21 protein-coding genes are annotated in these 21,541 nt (G+C 69.3%); 18 read left to right on the top strand and 3 right to left on the bottom strand.

Annotated features, from left to right (window positions below):
* Nucleotides 1–29 precede the first annotated feature (29 nt).
* From murC to PUW82_RS12015, 9 genes are all read left to right on the top strand, one after another.
* Nucleotides 30–1,430: a UDP-N-acetylmuramate--L-alanine ligase gene (gene murC, locus PUW82_RS12055; RefSeq protein WP_274222522.1), complete on the top strand. Its 1,401-nt coding sequence runs from the start codon at nucleotides 30–32 to the stop codon at nucleotides 1,428–1,430.
* A gap of 3 nt (nucleotides 1,431–1,433) precedes the next feature.
* Nucleotides 1,434–2,486, top strand: a complete 1,053-nt coding sequence (locus tag PUW82_RS12050) for a cell division protein FtsQ/DivIB (protein WP_274222521.1) — start codon at nucleotides 1,434–1,436, stop codon at nucleotides 2,484–2,486.
* A gap of 209 nt (nucleotides 2,487–2,695) precedes the next feature.
* Nucleotides 2,696–3,847, top strand: coding sequence for a cell division protein FtsZ (gene ftsZ, locus PUW82_RS12045; protein ID WP_274222520.1), 1,152 nt, complete (start codon nucleotides 2,696–2,698; stop codon nucleotides 3,845–3,847).
* An 11-nt stretch (nucleotides 3,848–3,858) separates the two neighbouring features.
* Nucleotides 3,859–4,545: a YggS family pyridoxal phosphate-dependent enzyme gene (locus PUW82_RS12040; protein WP_274222519.1), complete on the top strand. Its 687-nt coding sequence runs from the start codon at nucleotides 3,859–3,861 to the stop codon at nucleotides 4,543–4,545.
* Between the two features lie 31 nt (nucleotides 4,546–4,576).
* The gene (locus PUW82_RS12035; protein WP_112613960.1) at nucleotides 4,577–5,038 is read left to right on the top strand and encodes a cell division protein SepF; all 462 of its coding nucleotides are present in this window, start codon (nucleotides 4,577–4,579) and stop codon (nucleotides 5,036–5,038) included.
* A 6-nt stretch (nucleotides 5,039–5,044) separates the two neighbouring features.
* A complete protein-coding gene (locus PUW82_RS12030; RefSeq protein WP_274222518.1) occupies nucleotides 5,045–5,347 on the top strand; it encodes a YggT family protein in 303 nt (100 codons plus the stop codon).
* 121 nt (nucleotides 5,348–5,468) lie between these two features.
* On the top strand, nucleotides 5,469–6,050 hold the full coding sequence (locus PUW82_RS12025) for a DivIVA domain-containing protein (RefSeq protein WP_274222517.1): 582 nt from the start codon (nucleotides 5,469–5,471) through the stop codon (nucleotides 6,048–6,050).
* 3 nt (nucleotides 6,051–6,053) lie between these two features.
* Nucleotides 6,054–6,626, top strand: coding sequence for a signal peptidase II (gene lspA, locus PUW82_RS12020; protein WP_420792750.1), 573 nt, complete (start codon nucleotides 6,054–6,056; stop codon nucleotides 6,624–6,626).
* Between the two features lies 1 nt (nucleotide 6,627).
* Nucleotides 6,628–7,548, top strand: coding sequence for an RluA family pseudouridine synthase (locus PUW82_RS12015; protein WP_274222516.1), 921 nt, complete (start codon nucleotides 6,628–6,630; stop codon nucleotides 7,546–7,548).
* Nucleotides 7,549–7,573: 25 nt separating this feature from the next.
* On the opposite strand, the gene PUW82_RS12010 is transcribed toward PUW82_RS12015, so the two are convergent.
* Nucleotides 7,574–8,173, bottom strand: coding sequence for a cyclodeaminase/cyclohydrolase family protein (locus tag PUW82_RS12010; protein WP_274222515.1), 600 nt, complete (start codon nucleotides 8,171–8,173; stop codon nucleotides 7,574–7,576).
* Entirely contained in the window at nucleotides 8,173–8,646 is a 474-nt protein-coding gene (locus tag PUW82_RS12005; RefSeq protein ID WP_274222514.1) for an NUDIX hydrolase, read from the bottom strand. Before PUW82_RS12005 ends, PUW82_RS12010 begins: the two co-directional genes overlap by 1 nt.
* Nucleotides 8,647–8,693: 47 nt before the next feature.
* Between PUW82_RS12005 and dnaE the strand changes: the two genes are divergently transcribed.
* Genes dnaE through PUW82_RS11980 form a run of 5 tightly spaced genes read left to right on the top strand, consistent with a single transcriptional unit; the run spans nucleotide 8,694 to nucleotide 16,310 of the window.
* Nucleotides 8,694–12,212, top strand: a complete 3,519-nt coding sequence (gene dnaE / locus PUW82_RS12000; RefSeq protein WP_274222513.1) for a DNA polymerase III subunit alpha — start codon at nucleotides 8,694–8,696, stop codon at nucleotides 12,210–12,212.
* A gap of 49 nt (nucleotides 12,213–12,261) precedes the next feature.
* On the top strand, nucleotides 12,262–13,431 hold the full coding sequence (locus tag PUW82_RS11995; protein ID WP_274222512.1) for a hypothetical protein: 1,170 nt from the start codon (nucleotides 12,262–12,264) through the stop codon (nucleotides 13,429–13,431).
* Between the two features lie 30 nt (nucleotides 13,432–13,461).
* Nucleotides 13,462–14,760 carry a histidinol dehydrogenase gene (hisD, locus tag PUW82_RS11990; protein ID WP_274222511.1) on the top strand — a complete coding sequence of 433 codons (1,299 nt, stop codon included), beginning with the start codon at nucleotides 13,462–13,464 and terminating at the stop codon, nucleotides 14,758–14,760.
* Between the two features lie 12 nt (nucleotides 14,761–14,772).
* Nucleotides 14,773–15,255, top strand: coding sequence for a transcriptional regulator NrdR (gene nrdR / locus PUW82_RS11985; RefSeq protein ID WP_274222510.1), 483 nt, complete (start codon nucleotides 14,773–14,775; stop codon nucleotides 15,253–15,255).
* Nucleotides 15,256–15,266: 11 nt separating this feature from the next.
* Complete coding sequence (locus PUW82_RS11980) at nucleotides 15,267–16,310, top strand: quinone-dependent dihydroorotate dehydrogenase (RefSeq protein ID WP_274222509.1); 1,044 nt, start codon at nucleotides 15,267–15,269, stop codon at nucleotides 16,308–16,310.
* Here the strand turns inward: PUW82_RS11980 and PUW82_RS11975 are convergent.
* Nucleotides 16,285–16,854 (bottom strand): DUF3043 domain-containing protein, encoded by a 570-nt coding sequence (locus tag PUW82_RS11975; RefSeq protein ID WP_274222508.1) that lies wholly within the window; start codon nucleotides 16,852–16,854, stop codon nucleotides 16,285–16,287. The genes PUW82_RS11980 and PUW82_RS11975 overlap by 26 nt on opposite strands.
* 47 nt (nucleotides 16,855–16,901) lie before the next feature.
* Between PUW82_RS11975 and PUW82_RS11970 the strand changes: the two genes are divergently transcribed.
* The 4 genes from PUW82_RS11970 to ctaD all read left to right on the top strand — a co-directional run bounded on the left by PUW82_RS11970 (nucleotide 16,902) and on the right by ctaD (nucleotide 21,539).
* Entirely contained in the window at nucleotides 16,902–18,296 is a 1,395-nt protein-coding gene (locus tag PUW82_RS11970) for a dipeptidase (RefSeq protein WP_274222507.1), read from the top strand.
* 101 nt (nucleotides 18,297–18,397) lie between these two features.
* Nucleotides 18,398–18,757, top strand: a complete 360-nt coding sequence (gene erpA, locus PUW82_RS11965; protein ID WP_274222506.1) for an iron-sulfur cluster insertion protein ErpA — start codon at nucleotides 18,398–18,400, stop codon at nucleotides 18,755–18,757.
* 110 nt (nucleotides 18,758–18,867) lie between these two features.
* On the top strand, nucleotides 18,868–19,773 hold the full coding sequence (ctaC, locus tag PUW82_RS11960; protein ID WP_274222505.1) for an aa3-type cytochrome oxidase subunit II: 906 nt from the start codon (nucleotides 18,868–18,870) through the stop codon (nucleotides 19,771–19,773).
* Nucleotides 19,773–21,539, top strand: a complete 1,767-nt coding sequence (gene ctaD / locus PUW82_RS11955) for an aa3-type cytochrome oxidase subunit I (protein WP_274222504.1) — start codon at nucleotides 19,773–19,775, stop codon at nucleotides 21,537–21,539. The genes ctaC and ctaD overlap by 1 nt, the downstream gene beginning before the upstream one ends.
* Nucleotides 21,540–21,541: the final 2 nt, after the last annotated feature.

Raw genomic sequence — 21,541 nt, 5'->3', positions numbered from 1 at the left:
CGGCTTCGGCGACCTAGACTTGACGGGTCATGATCAGACCCGATTTGAGCCTTCCCATCCCCGCCGACATCCGTGCCGCGCACTTCATCGGCATCGGTGGATCGGGGATGTCCGGTCTGGCCGGCATGTTCCTCGATCGCGGCATCCGCGTGTCGGGCTCCGACCGAGCCGACAGCCCCACGATGCGCGCGCTGGCCGCACGCGGCGCGACGGTGCATGTCGGCCACGACGCCGCTCACCTTCCCGACGATGCCGACACCGTCGTGCACACGGGGGCGATCTGGCCCGAGAACCCCGAGTTCCTGCTCGCCAAGGAGCGCGGCCTGCACGTCATCCACCGGTCGCAGGCGCTGCACTGGCTCATCGGCGGGCGCCGGCTGGTCTCGGTCGCCGGCGCGCACGGCAAGACGACCTCGACCGGGATGATCGTCACGGCCCTGCGCGGGCTGGGGACGCGACCGACCTTCGTCAACGGCGGCGTGATCGCCGACCTGGGCGTGTCCAGCGGCACCGGCGACGACGACCTCTTCGTCATCGAGGCCGACGAGTCCGACGGCACCTTCCTGCTGTACGACACCTCCGTCGCGCTCATCACCAACGTCGACCCCGACCACCTCGACCACTGGGCGACGCGGGACGCCTTCTACGAGGGCTTCGTCACCTTCGCCGAGCGTGCGCGCGAGGCGGTCGTGATCTCGGCCGACGACCCCGGCGCGCGCCGCGTGGCGACAGGCCTGACGCATCGGAACGTCGTCACCTTCGGGGAGGATGCGTCGGCCGATCTGCGCCTGACATCGATCGTGACCGATGGACCCGTCGCGTTCTCGCTGACGTACGGCGGGCGGACGGTCGAGGCGCGCCTCGCCGTGCCCGGCGCCCACAACGCCGTCAACGCCGCCGGTGCGGTCGCCGTGCTCGTCGCGCTCGGCCACGACCTCGAGCGCGCCGTCCGAGCGGTCGAGGGCTTCGGCGGCACCGCGCGCCGGTTCGAGCTCCACGGCGTCACGCGCGGCGTCAGCGTGTACGACGACTACGCCCATCACCCCACCGAGGTCGCCGCCGCCCTGGCGGCAGCGCGGACGGTCGTTGGCTCAGGCCGCATCATCGCGTTGCACCAGCCCCACACGTACTCGCGCACGCAGGAGATGTTCCGCGAGTTCGCCGATGTCCTCGAGTCGCACGCCGACCACACCGTGGTCCTCGACGTGTACGGGGCCCGCGAGGACCCGGTTCCCGGCGTCACGGGCGAGTTGGTCAGCGGGGCGTTCGCCGACCCCGCGAACGTGCACTTCGTGGCCGACTGGCAGGCCGCCGCCGACTACACCGCGACGGTCGCGCGCGACGGCGACTTCGTCGTGACCCTCGGATGCGGCAACGTCAACCTCATCATTCCGCAGGTCCTGCAGTCGCTGGCGCGGACGGGGGAGTAGTCCGTGCGCCGGCCGAGCCCGCTCCCGCCGCCGTCGCGGCCGAACGGAACGCGCACGCAGGGGAGGGGTGACGCGGATCGGTCCGCGCTGACGCCTCGTCGCGTCGATCCGCCGCGGCGGGACGCGTCGCCGGCGGATGCGGGCGATCAGGCGCAGACGCAGCCGATCGAGGAGTTGTGGCAGCAACGCGGTCGTGACTACGGCATCGCTCCGATCATCCCGTTCGACCCGCCGACGCGGCCGGCCGACGCCGCGACGCCATCCGACTCCGCCGTCTCCGGTGATGCCGGCGACACGGCCACACTGACACCCCGCGATGTCTGGAGCGCCGCGCGCGAACGGCGCCGGGCGCTGCGGCGCGAGGTGCGTCGGTTCACGGCCCGGCAGCGTCGCCGCCGGCGCGTGTGGATCGTGTCGCTCTCGATCGTGGCGGCGCTCGTCCTCGGCTCGGTCGGGGCCGCGTACAGCCCGCTCTTCTCCGTCGAGCGGGTCACGGTGGTCGGGACGAGCCAGCTCGACGCGGGCGCCGTGCAGACCGCTCTCTCCGACCAGCTCGGCACGCCGATGCCGCTCATCGACGAGAGTGCGATCAAGGCTGCCCTCGTTTCGTTCCCGCTCGTCGAGTCCTACAGTCTCGAGGCGCGTCCGCCGCATGAGCTGATCGTACGGATCGTGGAGCGCACGCCCGTCGGGGCGGTGCAGGGCGATGCGGGATACACGCTCGTGGATGCCGCAGGGGTCGCACTGTCCACGACGCCGGAGCCCCCCGCCGGCCATCCTCTGATCGAGGTCGAAGGCGGGCTGACGTCCCCGACATTCACCGCGGCGGGGCAGGTGTTCCGGGCGCTTCCCGAAGACCTGCGCCCTCAGGTGACGACGATCTCGGCGACCACGCCGAACGACGTGACTCTGACCCTCGCCGACGGTCGCTCGGTCGTGTGGGGCGGTCCCTCGGAATCGGGCAAGAAGGCGGTCACGCTCGCGCAGCTGATGACCGTCCGCCCCGACGCGTCGGGGTACGACGTGTCGTCGCCGCAGGCCGCCGTCGTCCGCTGACACGCCTCGATCCGGCCGGCGTCGTCGGAGCCTGAGCGCGGTCCGGGAATCCGGTCATCCCGGGATGTCGCGACACGCCGCCCGCATCCCGGCGGGGAGTCGTGCAGTGCGTAACTTCAACTCAGGAATTGCATACTCGGCAATTCTTTAAACCTCTACATGAGGTTGAAGGTTTAAGAGCACGGGTTCGGGACAAGATGGAGGCCGGCATGAGCCAGAACCAGAACTACCTCGCGGTGATCAAGGTCGTCGGTGTGGGCGGTGGCGGCGTCAATGCCGTCAACCGGATGATCGAGCTGGGGCTGCGGGGTGTGGAGTTCATCGCGGTGAACACCGACGCCCAGGCGCTGCTCATGAGCGACGCGGACGTCAAGCTCGACGTCGGCCGCGAGCTGACGCGCGGCCTCGGGGCCGGCGCCGATCCCGAGGTGGGCCGCCGCGCCGCCGAGGACCACGCCGAAGAGATCGAGGAAGCGCTGGCGGGCGCCGACATGGTGTTCGTCACCGCGGGTGAGGGCGGTGGCACCGGAACCGGTGGCGCACCCGTCGTCGCGCGGATCGCGAAGTCGATCGGTGCTCTCACCATCGGTGTCGTGACCAAGCCCTTCTCGTTCGAGGGCCGTCGTCGTCAGAGCCAGGCCGAGGCCGGCGTGTCGAAGCTCAAGGAAGAAGTCGACACCCTCATCGTCGTCCCGAACGACCGCCTGCTCGAGATCAGCGACCGCGGCATCTCGATGGTCGAGGCCTTCGCGACCGCCGACCAGGTGCTCCTCGCGGGTGTCCAGGGCATCACCGACCTCATCACGACCCCCGGTCTCATCAACCTCGACTTCGCCGACGTCAAGTCGGTCATGCAGGGAGCCGGCTCCGCTCTCATGGGCATCGGCTCCGCCCGCGGTGCCGACCGCGCGATCAAGGCGGCCGAGCTGGCCGTCGAGTCGCCGCTGCTGGAAGCCTCGATCGAGGGCGCGCACGGCGTGCTGCTCTCGATCCAGGGTGGGTCGAACCTCGGCATCTTCGAGATCAACGACGCGGCCCAGCTGGTGAAGGAGGCCGCGCACCCCGAGGCCAACATCATCTTCGGCACCGTGATCGACGACACCCTCGGCGACGAGGTCCGCGTCACCGTCATCGCTGCCGGCTTCGACGGCGGCGAGCCCCAGACCCGCATCGAGCCGATCGCGGCGGCTCGTCCGTCGGCACCGCCGGTGCTGCCCGAGGTTCCGGCCGAAGATGCCGTCAAGCCCGAGCCGGTCGAGCGTCGCGAGACCAAGGACGCCGTGCCCGTCGCTGCCAAGAACGACTCGTACGACTCGGTGTTCGGTGACGACGACCTCGACATCCCCGACTTCCTGAAGTAACCGTCCCGTCCATGTCGGATCTTGCCGAACGGCTCGCCGACGTCGACGCCCGCATCGCCGCCGCGGTGCGGGCGTCGGGTCGTGCGCCCGACGATGTCACGCGCATCGTCGTGACGAAGTTCCATCCGCCCGAGCTCGTCGCTCGGCTGCACGCGCTCGGCGTGCGCGACGTCGGAGAGAACCGTCAGCAGGAGCTCACGGCCAAGCGCGCCGTCCTCGAGGGAGCGGCGGATCTGCGCTGGCACTTCGTCGGGCAGGCCCAGACGAACAAGGCACGCGCTGTGCGCGCCGCCGCGGATGCCGTCCACTCGGTCGACCGCTCCCGGATCGCCGACGCCCTGCATGCGGCCGATCCCGAGGGCGAGCCGCTCGACGTGCTGCTGCAGGTCAATCTGACCGACGACCCCGCGCGGGGCGGCGCACGCCCCGACGAGGTCGAGGCGCTGGGCGAGCACGTCCTCACGTCGTGCCCCTCGCTGCGCGTGCGCGGCGTCATGGCCGTCGCTCCCCTCGGGGAGGAGCCGGCCGACGCGTTCGCTCGGCTGGCCGCGGCCTCGACGGCCCTGCGCTCGGTCGCGCCCGATGCGACCTGGATCTCCGCCGGAATGACCGGCGATTTCGTCGACGCGATCGCCGCAGGTGCGACACACCTGCGGATCGGGTCGGCAATCACGGGACCGCGCCCGGACCGCGGATAGCCTCGGAACAGACGAGCAAACGGAGGATGCGATGTCGAACCCGCTGAAGAAGACCATGGTGTACCTGGGCCTCGCAGATGAGGAAGAAATGTACGAAGAGCCGCAAGCCGAGCAGCAGCAGGCCCGCCGTGACAAGCCCGTCGAGAAGCCGGCCGCGCCCGTCACGCCCCTGCACCGCCCCGCCGTCGTGCGTCAGCCGACGACGGGCACCGTCAGCGAGATCCTGACCGTTCACCCGAAGCAGTACCGCGACGCTCAGGTCATCGCCGAGAACTTCCGCGAGGGTGTCCCGGTCATCATCAACCTGTCGCAGATGAGCGACGCGGACGCGCGCCGTCTGATCGACTTCGCCAGCGGTCTGTCCCTCGGTCTCTACGGCCGCATCGAGCGTGTGACGAGCAAGGTCTTCCTGCTCTCGCCCGAGAACATCGCCGTCTCCGGCGACGGCGCCGTGGCTCAGGCTGAGCCCGAGGCGGCGCCGTTCGCTCAGTGATCTGACGTGGATGTCGTCGGCCTGATCGCTTCGATCGTCTACTTCGCACTCCTCGTCTACATCCTGATCCTGTTCGTCCGGCTGATCCTGGAGTACATCCCGCTGTTCAACCGGGAATGGCGCCCACGCGGCGTCATCCTCGTGGTGGCGGAGGTCGTGTACACCGTGACCGACCCGCCGATCAAGACCCTGCGCCGCGTCATCCCTCCGATCCGACTCGGCGTCATCGCGATCGACCTGGCATTCCCGTTGACCATGCTGGGTTGCTTCATCCTGCTGTCGATCACGCGCGCGATCGCAGCCGCCTGACCCGCTCCTGCCGGCGTCGTCGCGGCTGCGAAGGCGTCGGACTATGCTGGTCGGGTACGGCCCGCTGCGGCGGGTGCCGGCTGACCGGCCCGCGTCGTGAGCCCTGAAAGAGGACAACACCATGGCTTTGACCCCTGAAGACGTCGTCACCAAGCAGTTCCAGCACGTGCGATTCAAGGAAGGCTTCGACCCCGATGAGGTCGACGACTTCCTCGACGAGATCGTCGTCGAGTGGCGCAAGACGATCGCTGAGAACGACGAGCTCAAGGCGAAGCTCGCCGCGTACGAGTCCGGCGAGACCCCGGCCGCATCCTCGAACGACGAGAACGTCGTCGAAGAGGTTCCGGCGCCCGTCGCCGCTGTCGAGCCGGCTCCGGCTCCCGCGTCCGACCCGGCCCCCGCTGCCGCGTCGGCGGGCATCATCGAGCTCGCCCAGCGCCTGCACGACGAGCACGTCGCCGAGGGTAAGGCCCAGCGCGACAAGCTGATCTCGGACGCTCAGGCTCAGGCCGCGTCGATCATCTCCGAGGCCGAGGCCCGGGGCCGCGACGAGGTCGCCCGTCTCGAGGCCGAGCGCGTCTCGCTCGAGGGTCGCATCTCCGACCTGCAGCAGTTCGAGAAGGACTACCGCGGTCAGCTCCGTGGCTTCATCGAGAGCAAGCTCCGCGACCTCGACACGACCGGCGTCTCGGCCGGCGCGTAATCCTTGGCGTCGCACACACGACTGAACGGTCCGGCGGCCGGTACCCTCGTCGCGGTTCTCGCGGCAGTGGTGCTGGCCGCCGACCAGTTCACGAAGCATCTGGCACTCGAGGGTCTGCCGTATCAGCGCGAGGTCCCGGTGCTGGGTGAGTTCTTCCAGCTTTACCTGACGAAGAATCCCGGGGCCGCCTTCTCGCTGGGCACCGGGGTGACTTGGGTGTTCACACTCGCCCTCGCTGTCGTCGCCGCCACCGTGATCGTCCTGGCGGTCCGGAGCGTCCGCACCCGGTCGTGGGCGATCGTGCTCGGCCTCCTCCTCGGCGGCGTGCTCGGCAACCTGACCGACCGGCTGTTCCGCGCGCCCGGGTTCCCCGAGGGGCACGTCATCGACTTCATCCACACGCCCTGGATGTGGCTGTGGTTCCGCCCCGCGATCTACAACGTCGCTGACATCTTCATCGTGACGATGATGATCTCGGTCGCGATCCTCGTCGTCATCGGCATCCGTTTCGACGGGACGCGCGACCGGCCGGCGGCGAAGGATGACGCCGTCGAGACTGCCTCCGCGGAAGCCTGACATGCCGCAACGTGCGCTCCCCGTCCCCGACGGCCTCGACGGCATCCGGGTCGACGCCGCGCTGGCGAAGCTCCTCGGGTTCTCGCGGACCTTCGCCGCCGAAGTGGCGGCCGCCGGCGGCGTCACCCTCGACGGGCGCACCCTCGGCAAGTCCGACAAGCTGACGGCCGGCGGATGGCTCGACGTCTTCTGGGAGGAGCGCGCCGAGGCGCAGATCGTCCCGGTGGCCGTACCCGACCTCGGGATCGTGCACGACGACGACGACATCGTGGTGGTCGACAAGCCCGCCGGGGTGGCCGCGCATCCCTCTCTCGGCTGGGACGGACCGACGGTGCTCGGCGCCCTCGCGGCCGCGGGCTACCGCATCGCCACGACCGGCGCAGCCGAGCGGCAGGGCGTCGTGCATCGCCTCGACGTCGGCACCAGCGGGCTCATGGTCGTCGCGAAGAGCGAGCGTGCCTACACCGCCCTCAAGCGCGCGTTCAAGGAGCGCGAGGTCGAGAAGATCTACCACGCCGTGGTGCAGGGGCATCCCGACCCGCTCGCGGGCACGATCGACGCGCCGATCGGGCGGCACCCCTCGCATTCCTGGAAGTTCGCGGTGACGCCGACCGGTAAGGACTCGGTCACCCACTACGAGACGCTCGAGGCATTCCCGGGGGCGTCGCTGCTCGAGATCCATCTCGAGACCGGCCGCACCCACCAGATCCGGGTGCACATGGCGGCGCACCGCCATCCGTGCGCGGGCGATCCGCTCTACGGAGCTGATCCGACGCTGTCGGCCCGGCTGGGGTTGACCCGGCAGTGGCTGCACGCGCACCGGCTGGCCTTCGCGCACCCGGTCACGGGGGAGTGGTCGACCTTCGCGGCGGCCTACGCCCCCGACCTCGCCCACGCGCTCGAGGTGCTGCGCGGCGACTGACCGGGCGTCGCGAGACCGCGCGCCGTCAGGGCTCGCCGAGCCGTTCGGCCAGCGCGCGGGCCTCGCGCCGGGCGTCGAGCAGACGTTGCGCGAGATCGTCGTGCGCGTCGTGGAGCGCCCTCGCGTCGCCGTGCGCCGCGGCGAGCGTCAGCCCACCGCGGAGGTTGGTGGCCGCTGCGCCCAGTCCCGCCGCGACCGCGTCGAGGGCGACGGCGACATCGGCCAGGAGATGACGGTTGCCGAGGGTCGACAGGTCCGTCAGCTCCGAAAGCACGGCGAGCGCCACGCGGCCGAGCTCGGCCGAGGTCTGGACGGCGTCGGTGACTGCGGAGACGATCCGCCGATCGCGGTCGTCCTCGGAGCCGTCCTCGGCTGGGCGCAGCGCCGCGCCCAGCGCGCCGGACGCCTCGCCGTCGCGCTCGGCCGCCGCGAGCGCTCGGGCTCGAAGCGAACCCAAGCGCTCGTTCAGGCCCGCCGCCTCGGCGACATCCGAGCTGTAGCGGGCCACCATCTGTCCGAGGGCGGCGCCGATGGCGGTGATGACGCCTCCGGCGGTGCCGCCTCCGGGGTTGCCCCGGTCCGCCGCGAGACCCTCGAGCAGGGCGTCCAGCGCGGTGTCGGGCATCACCGGCCGCCCCGGAAGGTCGCGGGGTCGTCCTCGGGGATGGCGAGCGCGACCTTGCGGACGTGCTCGGGGGTCACGTCCGTCATGGCGCCCAGGTCGTAGAAGCCGACCTCCGTCAGCTCGCCGTCGGCCGGGTGGGGGTCTCCCGCGACCCAGGTGCAGCGGAAGACGAGATCGAGGTAGTCGACCTGGTCGCCGTTGTCGTAGGTGATGCGCGGGATCTGGTGGACCAGGGCGAGTCGGTCGACGCGCACCGTGATCCCCGCTTCCTCGAGGCATTCGCGCACCGCGGCGTCGGCCGGCTCCTCGCCGGGATCGACGATGCCCGACACCGGCTGCCAGCTGCCGTTGTCGGCGCGTTTGCCCAGCAGCACCTTCTCGTCGCGGAACACCACCGCCGTCACACCGACGAGGGGCAGGGGAGCGGTGCCGATCTTCTCGCGCAGGTCGAGGACGAACTCGGGAGTAGCCATGCGCCCAGCCTAGGTCGCGTGTCCGAGGCCGAACGTAGACTCGGGGGGTGGCATCCGACTCCTTCGTACACCTGCACGTGCACAGCGAGTACTCCATGCTCGACGGTGCGGCCAAGATCGCGGCGATGACTCAGGCGGCGTCCGAATACGGGATGCCGGCGATCGCCGTCACCGACCACGGCAACACCTTCGCCGCGTTCGAGTTCTATCGCGCGGCTCAGGCTTCGGGCATCAAGCCGATCATCGGCCTCGAGGCGTACGTGACGCCTGGCACGCACCGCAGCGACAAGTCGCGGGTGGCTTGGGGCTCACCCGAGCAGAAGAGCGACGACGTCTCGGGCTCCGGCGCCTACACCCACATGACGATGTGGAGCGAGAGCACCGAGGGCATGCACAACCTGTTCCGGTTGAGCTCGCTGTCGAGCATGGAGGGCTACTACTTCAAGCCCCGCATGGATCGCGACCTGCTGCAGACCTACGGCAAGGGACTGATCGCCACGACGGGCTGCCCGTCCGGCGAGGTCCAGACCCGGCTGCGCCTCGGGCAGTACGACGCCGCGCGCGCCGCCGCCGCCGAGTTCCAGGACATCTTCGGCAAAGAGAACTACTTCGCCGAGATCATGGACCACGGGCTGTCGATCGAACGGCGCGTGATGACCGACCTTCTGCGCCTGGCGAAAGACCTCGACATCCCGCTGGTCGCGACGAACGACTCGCACTACACGCACCAGCACGAGGCCGACGCGCACGCCGCCCTGCTGTGCGTGCAGTCCGGCTCGACCCTCGACGACCCCAACCGATTCAAGTTCGACGGCGACGGGTACTACATCAAGACCGCGCAGGAGATGCGTCAGCTCTTCCGCGACCACCCCGAGGCCTGCGACAACACCCTCCTCATCGCCGAGCGCTGCGAGGTCGAGTTCAACACCTCCGCCAACTACATGCCGCGCTTCCCCGTTCCCGACGGCGAGACCGAGGACAGCTGGCTGGTCAAAGAGGTCGAGGCCGGCCTGCACTACCGGTACCCCGGCGGCATCCCCGACAAGGTGCGCAAGCAGGCCGAGTACGAGACCGGCATCATCCTGCAGATGGGGTTCCCGGGCTACTTCCTCGTCGTCGCCGACTTCATCAACTGGGCGAAGGACAACGGCATCCGGGTCGGCCCCGGGCGCGGCTCGGGAGCCGGCTCGATGGTGGCCTACGCGATGCGCATCACCGACCTCGATCCCCTCGAGCACGGCCTCATCTTCGAGCGGTTCCTGAACCCCGACCGCGTCAGCATGCCCGACTTCGACGTCGACTTCGACGACCGTCGTCGCGGCGAGGTGATCGAGTACGTCACCGAGAAGTACGGCTCCGAACGCGTCGCGCAGATCGTCACCTACGGCACGATCAAGTCGAAGCAGGCGCTCAAGGATGCCGGCCGCGTGCTGGGCTTCCCCTTCAGCATGGGCGAGAAGCTCACCAAGGCCATGCCTCCGGCCGTCATGGGCAAGGACATGCCGCTCGACGGCATGTTCAACAAGGAGCACCCCCGGTACAAAGAAGCCAGCGAGTTCCGGGCGCTCATCGACACCGACCCCGAGGCCAAGACCGTCTTCGACCGTGCGCTCGGGCTCGAAGGCTTGAAGCGGCAGTGGGGCGTGCACGCCGCCGGCGTCATCATGTCGTCCGAGCCGCTGCTCGACATCATCCCGATCATGCGCCGGGAGCAGGACGGTCAGATCGTCACGCAGTTCGACTATCCGTCGTGCGAGACGCTCGGTCTCATCAAGATGGACTTCCTCGGGCTGCGCAACCTGACGATCATCTCGGACGCCCTCGACAACATCCGCATGAACCGGGGCGAGGAGCTCGATCTCGAGCATCTCGAGCTCGACGACCGTCCGGCGTACGACCTCCTCACCCGAGGCGACACCCTGGGCGTGTTCCAGCTCGACGGCGGGCCGATGAGGTCGCTGCTGCGGCTCATGAAGCCCGACAACTTCGAGGACATCTCGGCCGTCATCGCGCTGTACCGTCCCGGCCCCATGGGCGCGAACTCGCACACCAACTACGCGCTGCGAAAGAACGGGCTGCAGCCGATCACGCCCATCCACCCCGAGCTCGAAGAGCCGCTCCGCGACATCCTCGACACGACCTACGGCCTGATCATCTATCAGGAGCAGGTCATGGCCATCGCGCAGAAGGTCGCCGGGTTCTCGCTCGGACAGGCCGACATCCTGCGTCGCGCGATGGGCAAGAAGAAGAAGTCCGAGCTCGACAAACAGTACGAGGGCTTCTCGGGCGGTATGAAGGAGCGCGGGTTCGGCGACGCCGCGGTCCAGGCGCTGTGGGACATCCTGCTGCCCTTCTCGGATTACGCCTTCAACAAGGCCCACTCCGCCGCGTACGGGCTCGTCTCCTACTGGACGGCCTACCTGAAGGCGCACTATCCCGCCGAGTACATGGCGGCGCTCCTCACGAGCGTCGGTGACTCGAAGGACAAGATGGCCGTCTATCTCAACGAGTGCCGCCGCATGGGCATCCGGGTGCTCCCACCCGACGTCGGCGAGTCGATCCGGTACTTCGCGGCCGTCGGTGAAGACATCCGCTTCGGCCTCGGCGCGGTGCGCAACGTCGGCGCCAACGTCGTCGACGGCATCATCAGCGCGCGTGCCGACGACAATTACGTCAGCTTCCACGACTTCCTCACCAAGGTGCCGCTGCACGTGGCCAACAAGCGCACGGTCGAGTCCCTCATCAAGGCGGGCGCGTTCGACTCGCTCGGATCGACCCGTCGTGCCCTGATGGAGATCCACGAGGATGCCGTCGAGGCCGCCGTCGACGCCAAACGCAAGGCGGCGACCGGCGCCATCGGGTTCGACTTCGACAGCCTGTACGACGAAGCCGAGGAGATCATGCCGGCCAAGGTGCCGGAGCGGCCGGAGTGGACGAAGAAGGACAAGCTCGCGTTCGAGCGCGAGATGCTCGGGCTCTACGTCTCCGACCACCCGCTCGCCGGGCTCGAGATTCCGCTGGCCAAGCATGCTTCGACGTCGATCCACGACCTGCTGGCGTCTGAGGACATCCAGGACGGCGATCAGGTCACCGTGGCCGGCCTCGTCACCAGCGTCCAGCATCGCGTGGCCAAGCAGAGCGGGAACCCGTACGGCATGATCACCGTCGAGGATTTCGATGGCGAGGTCACCGTGATGTTCATGGGCAAGACCTACACCGAGTTCCAGAGCATGCTCGTGGCCGACTCGATCCTCGTCGTCCGCGGCCGGGTCTCGCGGCGGGACGACGGGTTGAACCTGCACGGGCAGTCGGCGTTCTCGCCGGATCTGGGCTCGTTCGACGCGTCCGGACCCCTCGTGCTGCTGCTGCCGGAGCAGCGGGCGACCGAGTCCACGATCGGTGAGCTCGCGGCAGTGCTCCGACGTCACAGCGGAGACACCGAGGTGTCGCTGAAGCTGCACCGCGGCGGTGCGGCGAAGGTCTTCGAGGTGCCGATGCCCGTCCGGGTGACGCCGGATCTCTACGGCGAGCTCAAGGGTCTGCTCGGCCCGCAGTGTCTGGGTTGAGCCCGGTAGGATCACACCGCAGCGCAACCGCCGCGACGAAGGGAACATCGTGACCGACGAGAAGCAGAACGACGTCCACGCCGACCGCGCCGACAACGCAGCGCCGATCGGCGACGGCGTGTCCGCCGAGCCGATGACACCGGCCGCGACCGAGGGCGCTGTCTCGACGGACCCCGCGGTCGCCCCGGATGCCGCCGTCGACGACGCGGCTCGCGCCGACGATGCGTTCCGCGACGGCGACGCCTCCGTCACCCCCGACGATTCGACGCATCGGGAGCTCGACGGCGCGGGCTCCGCGTCGACGACCGGGGTCCCGCCCCAGTACGGCGTCGGCCCGCTCTCGATCCGCGAGACCGCCCTCGTGGGCGTGTGGGCCCTCGCGTTCATCTTCTCGTTCTTCCCGGTCTACGGGCGTTTCGGCTCCGGTTCCTCGGTGTGGGCGGCCGGGATCGATTGGGTGCTCACGATCGGCGTGCCCACCGTCGCGGTCTTCCTCGTCGTGCTGCGGCGCTTCTCGCCGCAGGGCATCCGCCGGGTCGGTTCGCTGGGCATCGACCAGTTCGCCTCGGTCGCCTTCTCGGTGTCGGCCACCGTCTGGCTCGGCATCGTCTGGAGCTCGTTCGTCGCGCTCGCGCAGACGCGCGTCTTCGTCGCCAGCTGGGTCGTCTGGGTCGAGCTGATCCTCATGCTCGCCGGCGTCGTGCTGACGGTCGTCGCACCGCACCTCCCCGTTCTGGGCGAGGACTTCCGCCACCGTCCCGAGTCGCCCGCACACCGCCTGGCCCGTGCCGCACGCCCGGTCGAACCGCGACCGCTCACCGCGCGGCCCGCTCCCTCTGCGCCGGCCACACAGGGCCCGGCCGGGCACGCCGCACCGACCCAGGCGTACGGCGCGCCCGCTCACGTCGACGGCGCACCCGCTCACGTCGACGGCGCATCCTCCGGAACCGGCTCGTGGGAGGCCACCGCGGCCGATGCGGCGGAACCGTTCGACGCGAACGCCACGACCGTGATCGATCAGCAGCCGACGCAGCAGGCCTTCTGGGCGCTCGCGCCCGAGGAGCGCGACGTCCTCGATGAGACCGGCGCGCCGCTGTTCCGCATCGGCCCGACGGCCTGGGCACTGGTGATCGAGGACCGCGGCGAGGTGTTCGTCGTGCGTCACGAGGACGGTCGCGTGGGGTACCTCCACGAAACGCGCGACGTCACCCGCGGCTGAGGGCCGCGCGTCGAGCGCTAGCCTGGAACGATGCGCACCATCGACCTGCGCGGCCGTCAGCTGACGGCCGCCGAGCTGCTCGCCGCCGTCCCTCGCGCCGAGGCGGCACGCGGTCTGGCCCTCGCCACCGCGGCGGAGATCGTCCACGACGTCGCGTCGCGCGGCGAGAGCTCGCTGCGCGAGCAAGCCGCGCGCTTCGACGGCGTCGAAGGCCACGCCGTTCGCGTCCCCATCGAGCACCTTGACGAGGCGCTCGACGGCCTCGACCCGATCGTGCGCGCCGCCATCGAGGAGTCCATCCGTCGCGTGCGCCTCGCCTCCGCGGCTCAGGTTCCGCCCGACCGGGTGACCGAGCTCGGGCCCGGCGCCCGCGTCGAGCAGCGGTGGCGTCCGGTACGACGCGTCGGCGTCTACGTGCCGGGTGGAAAGGCCGTCTATCCCTCGAGCGTCGTGATGAACGTCGTCCCCGCTCAGATCGCGGGCGTGACGACCGTCGCACTCGCGTCGCCGCCGCAGCGCGATCACGACGGCCGCGTGCACCCGGTGATCCTCTCCGCGGCCCGCCTGCTCGGCGTCTCGGAGGTCTACGCGATGGGCGGAGCCGGTGCCATCGGCGCCTTCGCCTACGGCGTGCCGGCGATCGGGCTCGACCCCGTCGATGTCATCTCCGGCCCGGGCAACAACTTCGTCGCGCTCGCGAAGCGGGTCGTCGCCGGCGTCGTCGGCACGGACTCCGAAGCCGGCGCGACCGAGATCCTCATCGTTGCGGACGAGACCGCCGACCCCGAGCTGGTGGCGGCCGATCTCGTCAGCCAGGCGGAGCACGACGAGCAGGCGGCGGCCGTGCTGGTCACGGCGTCGCCCGAGCTCGCGGCATCCGTCGCCGAGCGTGCCGCCGAACGGGCGTCGCGTACCCGCCACGCCGAGCGCGTCGCGGTCGCGCTCGCGGGTCCGCAATCGGCGATCGTCCTCGTCGACGACCTCGCCGCGGCCACCGCATTCTCGAACGCGTACGCCCCGGAGCACCTCGAACTGCACCTCGCGGATCCGCGTCCCGACGAGTTCGTGAACGCCGGGGCGGTCTTCGTCGGGGCGCACACACCCGTGAGCCTGGGGGACTACCTCGCGGGAAGCAACCACGTTCTGCCGACGGGAGGCCAGGCGCGCTACGCCGCCGGTCTCGGGGCGGCGACCTTCCTGCGGTCGCAGCAGGTCGTGTCGTACGACCGCGAGGCGCTGCGCGAGGTGCACGACGGGATCGTCGCTCTCTCGGCATCCGAGCAGCTGCCGGCGCACGGCGAGGCCGTATCGGCCCGGTTCGACGCGTAATCTGGGCTGGCCATGCATTGCCCTTTCTGTCGCAACCCCGACTCCCGCGTCATCGACTCCCGCACGAGCGATGACGGCCTCAGCATCCGTCGACGCCGTCAGTGCCCGAAGTGCGGCGGGCGGTTCTCGACGATCGAGACGGCCAGCCTGAACGTCATCAAGCGCTCCGGTGTCATCGAGCCCTTCAGCCGCGAAAAGGTGATGTCGGGGGTTCGCAAGGCCTGCCAGGGGCGGCCCGTCACCGAAGCCAACCTCGCGCTCCTCGCGCAAGAGGTCGAAGAGACCGTCCGCCAGACCGGATCGTCGCAGATCGACACCAACGAGATCGGACTGGCCATCCTCGGCCCGCTGCGCAACCTCGACGAGATCGCGTACCTCCGTTTCGCGAGCGTCTACCAGGCGTTCGACACCCTCGAGGATTTCGAGGCGGCGATCGAGCAGCTGCGCGCAGATCACCGGGCCACCCGCTCGGCGGAGGACGCGACCTCGCTCTAGGCTGGACGGCGATGTACCCGTTCATCTTCCGCACCGTCTTCTCCCGCATGGACCCCGAGACGGCCCATCACCTCGTGGTGCCGGTCATCCGCGTCCTCGGCGTCCCGCCGTTCTCGGCGATCACTCGCCGGCTCACCGCGCCCGACCCGTCGCTGCGCGTCGAGGCGCTCGGGCGCGTGTTCGACTCCCCGTTCGGCGTCGCCGCCGGCTTCGACAAGAACGCCATCATGGTCAGCGGTCTCGGCGCCCTCGGATTCGGTCATGTCGAGATCGGCACCGTCACCGCGGTGCCGCAGGAGGGCAACCCGCGACCCCGGCTGTTCCGCCTCGTCTCGGACCGCGCGCTCATCAACCGGATGGGCTTCAACAACCGTGGCGCCGCCGCCGCGGCATCCCGGCTCCGTCGGCTGCGGCGGGCCCGTCGCCGTCCGGTCATCGGGGCGAACATCGGCAAGAGCCGCATCGTCGATGTCGAGCACGCCACGTCGGACTACGTGACGAGCACGAAGCTGGTCGCTCCCGAGGCGGACTACCTCGTCGTCAACGTGTCGTCGCCGAACACGCCCGGCCTGCGCGGACTGCAGGCGGTTGACACGCTGCGGCCGCTGCTCGAGGCGGTCCGGGATGCCGCCGGCTCGACGCCGCTGCTCGTGAAGATCGCTCCCGACCTCGACGACGACGAGGTCACGGCCATCGCGTCGCTCGCCGTCGAGACGAGGCTCGCGGGTCTCATCGCGACGAACACGACGATCGCGCGCGACGGTCTGCTCGCCGACGACGAGCGCATCGCGGCCATCGGCGCCGGCGGTCTGTCGGGTGCTCCGCTGCGCCGCCGGTCACTCGAGGTGCTGCGCCTCGTGCGTGCGGCGGTTCCGCGCGAGTTCTGCGTCATCGCGGCCGGGGGCGTGGAGACCGCGGCCGATGTCCAGGAACGCCTGGACGCCGGTGCCGACCTCGTTCAGGGGTACACCGCGTTCATCTACCGCGGACCGTTGTGGGCGCGGCAGATCAACCGTGGGCTGGTTCAGCTCAGGCGGGGCGCTGGCCGCGCTTGACCTGCGGCTTCGGTAGACGCATGAAGCGCATCTGGATCGAGCGCATCGCGCCGTACCAGCCGAGGCCCTTCTCCATGCGCTCGACACCGAACTTGGCGCGTGCAGCCTTCTTCACCCGGACGCTCGTGATGACCATGTCACCGATGACGAGCAGGATGAAGGCCCACAGCGCGATGAACGCGTAGAAGGTGACCGCGTTCGAGCCGAGGAAGGTCACGATGATGACGAGCACCATCGCGCCCATCACGAGCTCGCCCAGGTGCCAGCCGGCGTCGACGTAGTCGCGGACGAAGCGGCGCTGCGGCCCCTTATCCCGGACGGGGAGGTACCGCTCGTCACCGTTGGCCATGCCGATGCGGGCCTTGTCGCGTCGCTCTGCCAGCTCGGCGCGAGCGCGCGCCTTCGCTTCCTTGGTGTCGGGCACCAGGGGGCGCTTGCGAGCCGCCTCCTGGGCGGCGCGGCTCGGGGTCGGACGGTTCTTGCCGAAGCCCGTCGACGCCTGAGCGGCGTCGTCCGGAGCGGGGACGGCGGGAGTTTTGGCCACGGGGATCCTCGGGTTCTGCGACGAACGTGCCTCATAAGATTACCCGCATGACCTCCGAATCTCCTCGGTCCGCCGCCGTGCGCGACGCCGCCCTCTCCGCCGTGCCCGCCGCCCTCGCCGACCTCGGGTCGCTCGTGCGCATCCCGTCCGTCGCTTTCCCCGGCTTCGAGCGGGCCGAGGTCGAGCGCAGCGCCGCGGCCGTCGCGAGCCTGGCGGAGGGGCTCGGCATCTTCGAGCGCGTCGAGGTCGCCACCGCGGCCATCCCGTCGACGGGGGAGCAGGGGATGCCGGCGGTGCTCGCGACCCGCGCCGCACGCAACGGTCGGCCAACGATCCTCCTCTACGCGCACCACGACGTGCAGCCCGTCGGCGACGAGAGCCTCTGGGAGTCGGCGCCGTTCGAGCCCACCGTCCGCGACGGCCGCCTGTACGGCCGGGGCGCCGCCGACGACAAGGCGGGTGTCATGGCGCACATCGGCGCCCTGCGCGCACTCGTCGAGGCAGCCGGTCCGGACTTCGATCTCGGCGTCAACCTCTTCATCGAGGGGGAGGAGGAGGCCGGGTCGGCCTCGTTCGCGTCGTTTTTGTCGCACAACGCGGATGCGCTGCGCGCCGACGTGATCGTCGTGGCCGACTCGGGAAACTGGGACGCGACCACGCCGGCCCTGACCGTCTCGCTGCGCGGCAACGCACGCTTCACCATGACCGTCCGCACCCTCGAGCACGCCTCGCATTCGGGCATGTTCGGTGGAGCGGTCCCCGACGCGATGCTCGCGACGGTCAAGCTGCTCGCCACCCTCTGGGACGACGACGGTGCCGTCGCTGTCGACGGCCTGCGCGAGCGAGACGCCGACACGCCCGCCTATTCCGAAGAGACCCTGCGCTCGGAGGCGGGTCTTCCCGCCGGTGTGTCGCCCATCGGCACGGGATCGATCCTGTCGCGCATCTGGAACAAGCCGTCGATCACGGTCACGGGAATCGACGCACCCAGCGTCCGCAACGCGTCGAACACGCTGAGCCCCGAGGTGTCGGTCGTCATCTCGGCCCGTGTGGCGCCGGGCCAGTCGGGCGACGAGGCGTACCGCGCGGTGGAGGCGCACCTGCGCGCTCACGCTCCCTTCGGAGCCGAGGTGACCTTCCGCGATATCGAGACGGGCAACCCGTTCCTCGTCGACACCAGCGGCAGTGCCGTCGCGCACGCCCGTGCGGCGTTGGCCACCGGGTACGGCGTCGAGCCCGTCGACATCGGGGTCGGAGGATCCATCCCGTTCATCGCGGACCTCGTCCGCGAGTTCCCCGCGGCGCAGATCCTGGTGACCGGCGTCGAGGACCCCCACGCGCGTGCGCACAGCCCGAACGAGTCGCTCCACCTCGACACGTTCCGCCATGCGCTGGTGTCGGAGGCGCTCCTGCTCGAGCGGCTGGACGCATCGCAGCTCTGAGCCGGTCGCGGATCGCTCGGGAAGAGCGCCCCGCGGGCCGGTGCCGCGCGTAGAATCGTGGCACCGGCCGCCTGTCCGCGGCCCGACACCTCGGGAGAATCATGACCGACATCGCCACGTCCGAAACCGTCCGTGCACACGGCGTCTCGCTGACCGATGAGGCGGCGCTCAAGGTGAAGAGCCTGCTCTCGCAGGAGAACCGCGACGACCTGCGTCTGCGCGTCGCCGTCCAGCCGGGCGGATGCAGCGGCCTCATCTACCAGCTCTACTTCGACGAGCGTTTCCTCGACGGCGACCAGGCTGTCGACTTCGACGGCGTCGAGGTCATCGTCGACGACATGTCGGTTCCGTACCTCGACGGCGCGACGATCGACTTCAAGGACACGATCTCGGAGCAGGGCTTCACGATCGACAACCCCAACGCCGCGGGCTCTTGCGCGTGCGGGGACAGCTTCCACTGACCCGCCCCGAGCGACGTCCTGCGTCGCCGACATCCTGAATGGATGGCCTGAATCGGGTGAAAGCTTGCCCTAGACTGAAGGTCGAACCATTCGTCCCGGAAAGGTGCACTGTGCGCTTCAAACGCCGCCTCCGCTGGGCCGTGATCCCTCTCGGGATCGTCACGGCAGTCTCCCTCGCAGCTTGTACACCGACGGAGCTGAACGGCTACCTCCCGGGCTTCACCGACGACGGTACCCAGGCGACGAACCGCACCGAGATGGTGTCGGGTCTGTGGGTCAACTCCTGGATCGTCTTGCTCGCCGTGGGTGTGCTGACATGGGGCCTCATGGCGTTCGCCGCCATCGCCTACCGTCGTCGCCGCGGCCAGACCGGTCTTCCCGTGCAGCTGCGCTACAACATGCCGATCGAGATCTTCTACACGATCGTGCCGCTCATCCTCGTGATCGGGTTCTTCGCCTTCACCGCGCGCGACCAGTCGATCATCGAGACGCAGTACGAAGACCCCGATGTCTCGATCACCGCGATCGGCAAGCAGTGGGCCTGGGACTTCCAGTACAACGGCGAAGAGGAAGACAACTCCGACGCCGTCTGGACCATGGGCGTCCAGGCGCAGCCCGCCGCCAACGGCGACCGTGACGAGGCCGAGCTGCCCACGCTCGTCCTGCCCGTCGACAAGACGGTCAAGATCAACCTGCAGTCGCGCGACGTCATCCACTCGTTCTGGGTCATCGACTTCCTCTACAAGAAGGACATGTACCCGGGCCGCGACACCAACTCGTGGTCGTTCACCCCCACTCGCGAGGGCACCTACGCCGGCAAGTGCGCCGAGCTCTGCGGCGAGTACCACTCGATGATGCTCTTCAACGTCGAGGTCGTCTCCGAGCAGGAGTACGAGGACTACCTGGCCTCGCTGCGCGCCGCCGACCAGACCGGCGACATCAACGACGCCTATGACCGCCAGCAGAACCTCCCGGGCACGGGAGCGGTCACCGAATCAGCCGAGGGAAGCCACTGATGGCGACGACACTTCCGCTCCAGGGCGAACAGCCCTCGGGCCGCCCCACCACCCTTCCGCCGCGTCAGGCGGCGCTGCTCAGCGCTTCGCGCGTCGAGCAGAAGGGCAACATCATCGTCAAGTGGATCACCTCCACCGACCACAAGACGATCGGGTACATGTACCTGATCGCCTCGGTGCTGTTCTTCCTCCTCGGCGGCGTGATGGCGCTCATCATCCGCGCGGAGCTCTTCGAGCCGGGCATGCAGGTCGTTCCGACCAAGGAGCAGTACAACCAGCTGTTCACGATGCACGGCACGATCATGCTGCTGATGTTCGCGACCCCGCTGTTCGCCGGCTTCGCGAACGCGATCCTGCCGCTGCAGCTCGGTGCGCCCGACGTGGCCTTCCCGCGTCTGAATGCGTTCGCGTTCTGGCTGTTCCTCTTCGGCTCGATCATCGCGATCTCGGGCTTCCTCACCCCCCAGGGTGCGGCGTCCTTCGGATGGTTCGCCTATCAGCCGCTCGCCAACGCGACGTTCTCACCCGGCGCCGGCGGCAATCTGTGGATGCTCGGCCTCGGCATGAGCGGTTTCGGCACGATCCTCGGTGCCGTCAACTTCATCACCACGATCATCACGATGCGCGCGCCCGGCCTCACGATGTGGCGGATGTCGATCTTCTCGTGGAACACGCTCGTCACCAGCATCCTGATCCTGATGGCGTTCCCCGTGCTCGCCGCGGCGATCTTCGCGGCGGCATCGGACCGCGTGCTCGGCTCGCACATCTACGACCCGGCAAACGGCGGCGTCCTCCTGTGGCAGCACCTGTTCTGGTTCTTCGGGCACCCTGAGGTATACATCATCGCGCTGCCGTTCTTCGGGATCGTCTCCGAGATCCTGCCGGTGTTCAGCCGCAAGCCGATCTTCGGCTACAAGACGCTGATCTACGCGACCATCGCGATCGCGGCCCTCTCGGTCGCCGTGTGGGCACACCACATGTACGTCACCGGAGCGGTCCTTCTGCCGTTCTTCGCGCTGATGACGATGCTGATCGCGGTGCCGACGGGCGTGAAGATCTTCAACTGGATCGGCACCATGTGGCGGGGCTCGGTCACGTTCGAGACGCCGATGGTGTTCACGCTCGGCTTCCTCGTGTCGTTCGTGTTCGGTGGCCTCACCGGCGTCATCCTCGCCTCGCCGCCGCTCGACTTCCACCTATCGGACTCGTACTTCGTCGTCGCGCACTTCCACTACGTCGTGTTCGGCACCGTCGTGTTCGCCATGTTCGCTGGTTTCTACTTCTGGTGGCCGAAGTGGACGGGGCGGATGCTCAACGAGCGTCTCGGAATGGTGCACTTCTGGATGCTGTTCATCGGTTTCCACATGACGTTCCTCATCCAGCACTGGCTCGGCGTGGACGGCATGGTCCGTCGCTACGCGGACTACTCGGCAGCCGACGGCTGGACCTGGCAGAACCAGGTCTCCACGATCGGTGCGATCGTCCTCGGCGCCTCGATGATCCCGTTCTTCCTGAACGTCTGGATCACCTCGCGTACGGCACCGAAGGTCACGGTCAATGACCCGTGGGGTTACGGCGCATCGCTCGAATGGGCGACCAGCTGCCCGCCGCCGCGCCACAACTTCACGTCGATCCCGCGTATCCGCAGCGAGCGTCCCGCGTTCGACCTGAACCACCCCGAGGCCGCCATCCCGGTCGGCGTGGGCCCCGCGAAGGACGCCCCCGATGCGCCGGTTGTGGATGTCGCCGATGGAGAGGTGAAGTAAGC

Source organism: Microbacterium thalli (assembly GCF_028737325.1).
Classification (GTDB): Bacteria; Actinomycetota; Actinomycetes; order Actinomycetales; family Microbacteriaceae; genus Microbacterium; species Microbacterium thalli.
Note: the sequence above shows the minus strand (reverse complement) of the source record. Positions and strands in the feature narration are given on the sequence as shown.

Excerpts from the sequence above, each read along its gene's own strand:
- ftsZ (WP_274222520.1), top strand. The coding sequence starts at position 2,696 with ATGAGCCAGAACCAGAACTACCTCGCGGTGATCAAGGTCGTCGGTGTG.
- PUW82_RS12025 (WP_274222517.1), top strand. The coding sequence starts at position 5,469 with ATGGCTTTGACCCCTGAAGACGTCGTCACCAAGCAGTTCCAGCACGTG.
- PUW82_RS12015 (WP_274222516.1), top strand. The coding sequence starts at position 6,628 with ATGCCGCAACGTGCGCTCCCCGTCCCCGACGGCCTCGACGGCATCCGG.
- PUW82_RS12005 (WP_274222514.1), bottom strand. The coding sequence starts at position 8,646 with ATGGCTACTCCCGAGTTCGTCCTCGACCTGCGCGAGAAGATCGGCACC.
- PUW82_RS12010 (WP_274222515.1), bottom strand. The coding sequence starts at position 8,173 with ATGCCCGACACCGCGCTGGACGCCCTGCTCGAGGGTCTCGCGGCGGAC.
- hisD (WP_274222511.1), top strand. The coding sequence starts at position 13,462 with ATGCGCACCATCGACCTGCGCGGCCGTCAGCTGACGGCCGCCGAGCTG.
- nrdR (WP_274222510.1), top strand. The coding sequence starts at position 14,773 with ATGCATTGCCCTTTCTGTCGCAACCCCGACTCCCGCGTCATCGACTCC.
- murC (WP_274222522.1), top strand. The coding sequence starts at position 30 with ATGATCAGACCCGATTTGAGCCTTCCCATCCCCGCCGACATCCGTGCC.
- PUW82_RS11980 (WP_274222509.1), top strand. The coding sequence starts at position 15,267 with ATGTACCCGTTCATCTTCCGCACCGTCTTCTCCCGCATGGACCCCGAG.
- PUW82_RS11970 (WP_274222507.1), top strand. The coding sequence starts at position 16,902 with ATGACCTCCGAATCTCCTCGGTCCGCCGCCGTGCGCGACGCCGCCCTC.
- ctaD (WP_274222504.1), top strand. The coding sequence starts at position 19,773 with ATGGCGACGACACTTCCGCTCCAGGGCGAACAGCCCTCGGGCCGCCCC.
- erpA (WP_274222506.1), top strand. The coding sequence starts at position 18,398 with ATGACCGACATCGCCACGTCCGAAACCGTCCGTGCACACGGCGTCTCG.
- PUW82_RS12035 (WP_112613960.1), top strand. The coding sequence starts at position 4,577 with ATGTCGAACCCGCTGAAGAAGACCATGGTGTACCTGGGCCTCGCAGAT.
- PUW82_RS12040 (WP_274222519.1), top strand. The coding sequence starts at position 3,859 with ATGTCGGATCTTGCCGAACGGCTCGCCGACGTCGACGCCCGCATCGCC.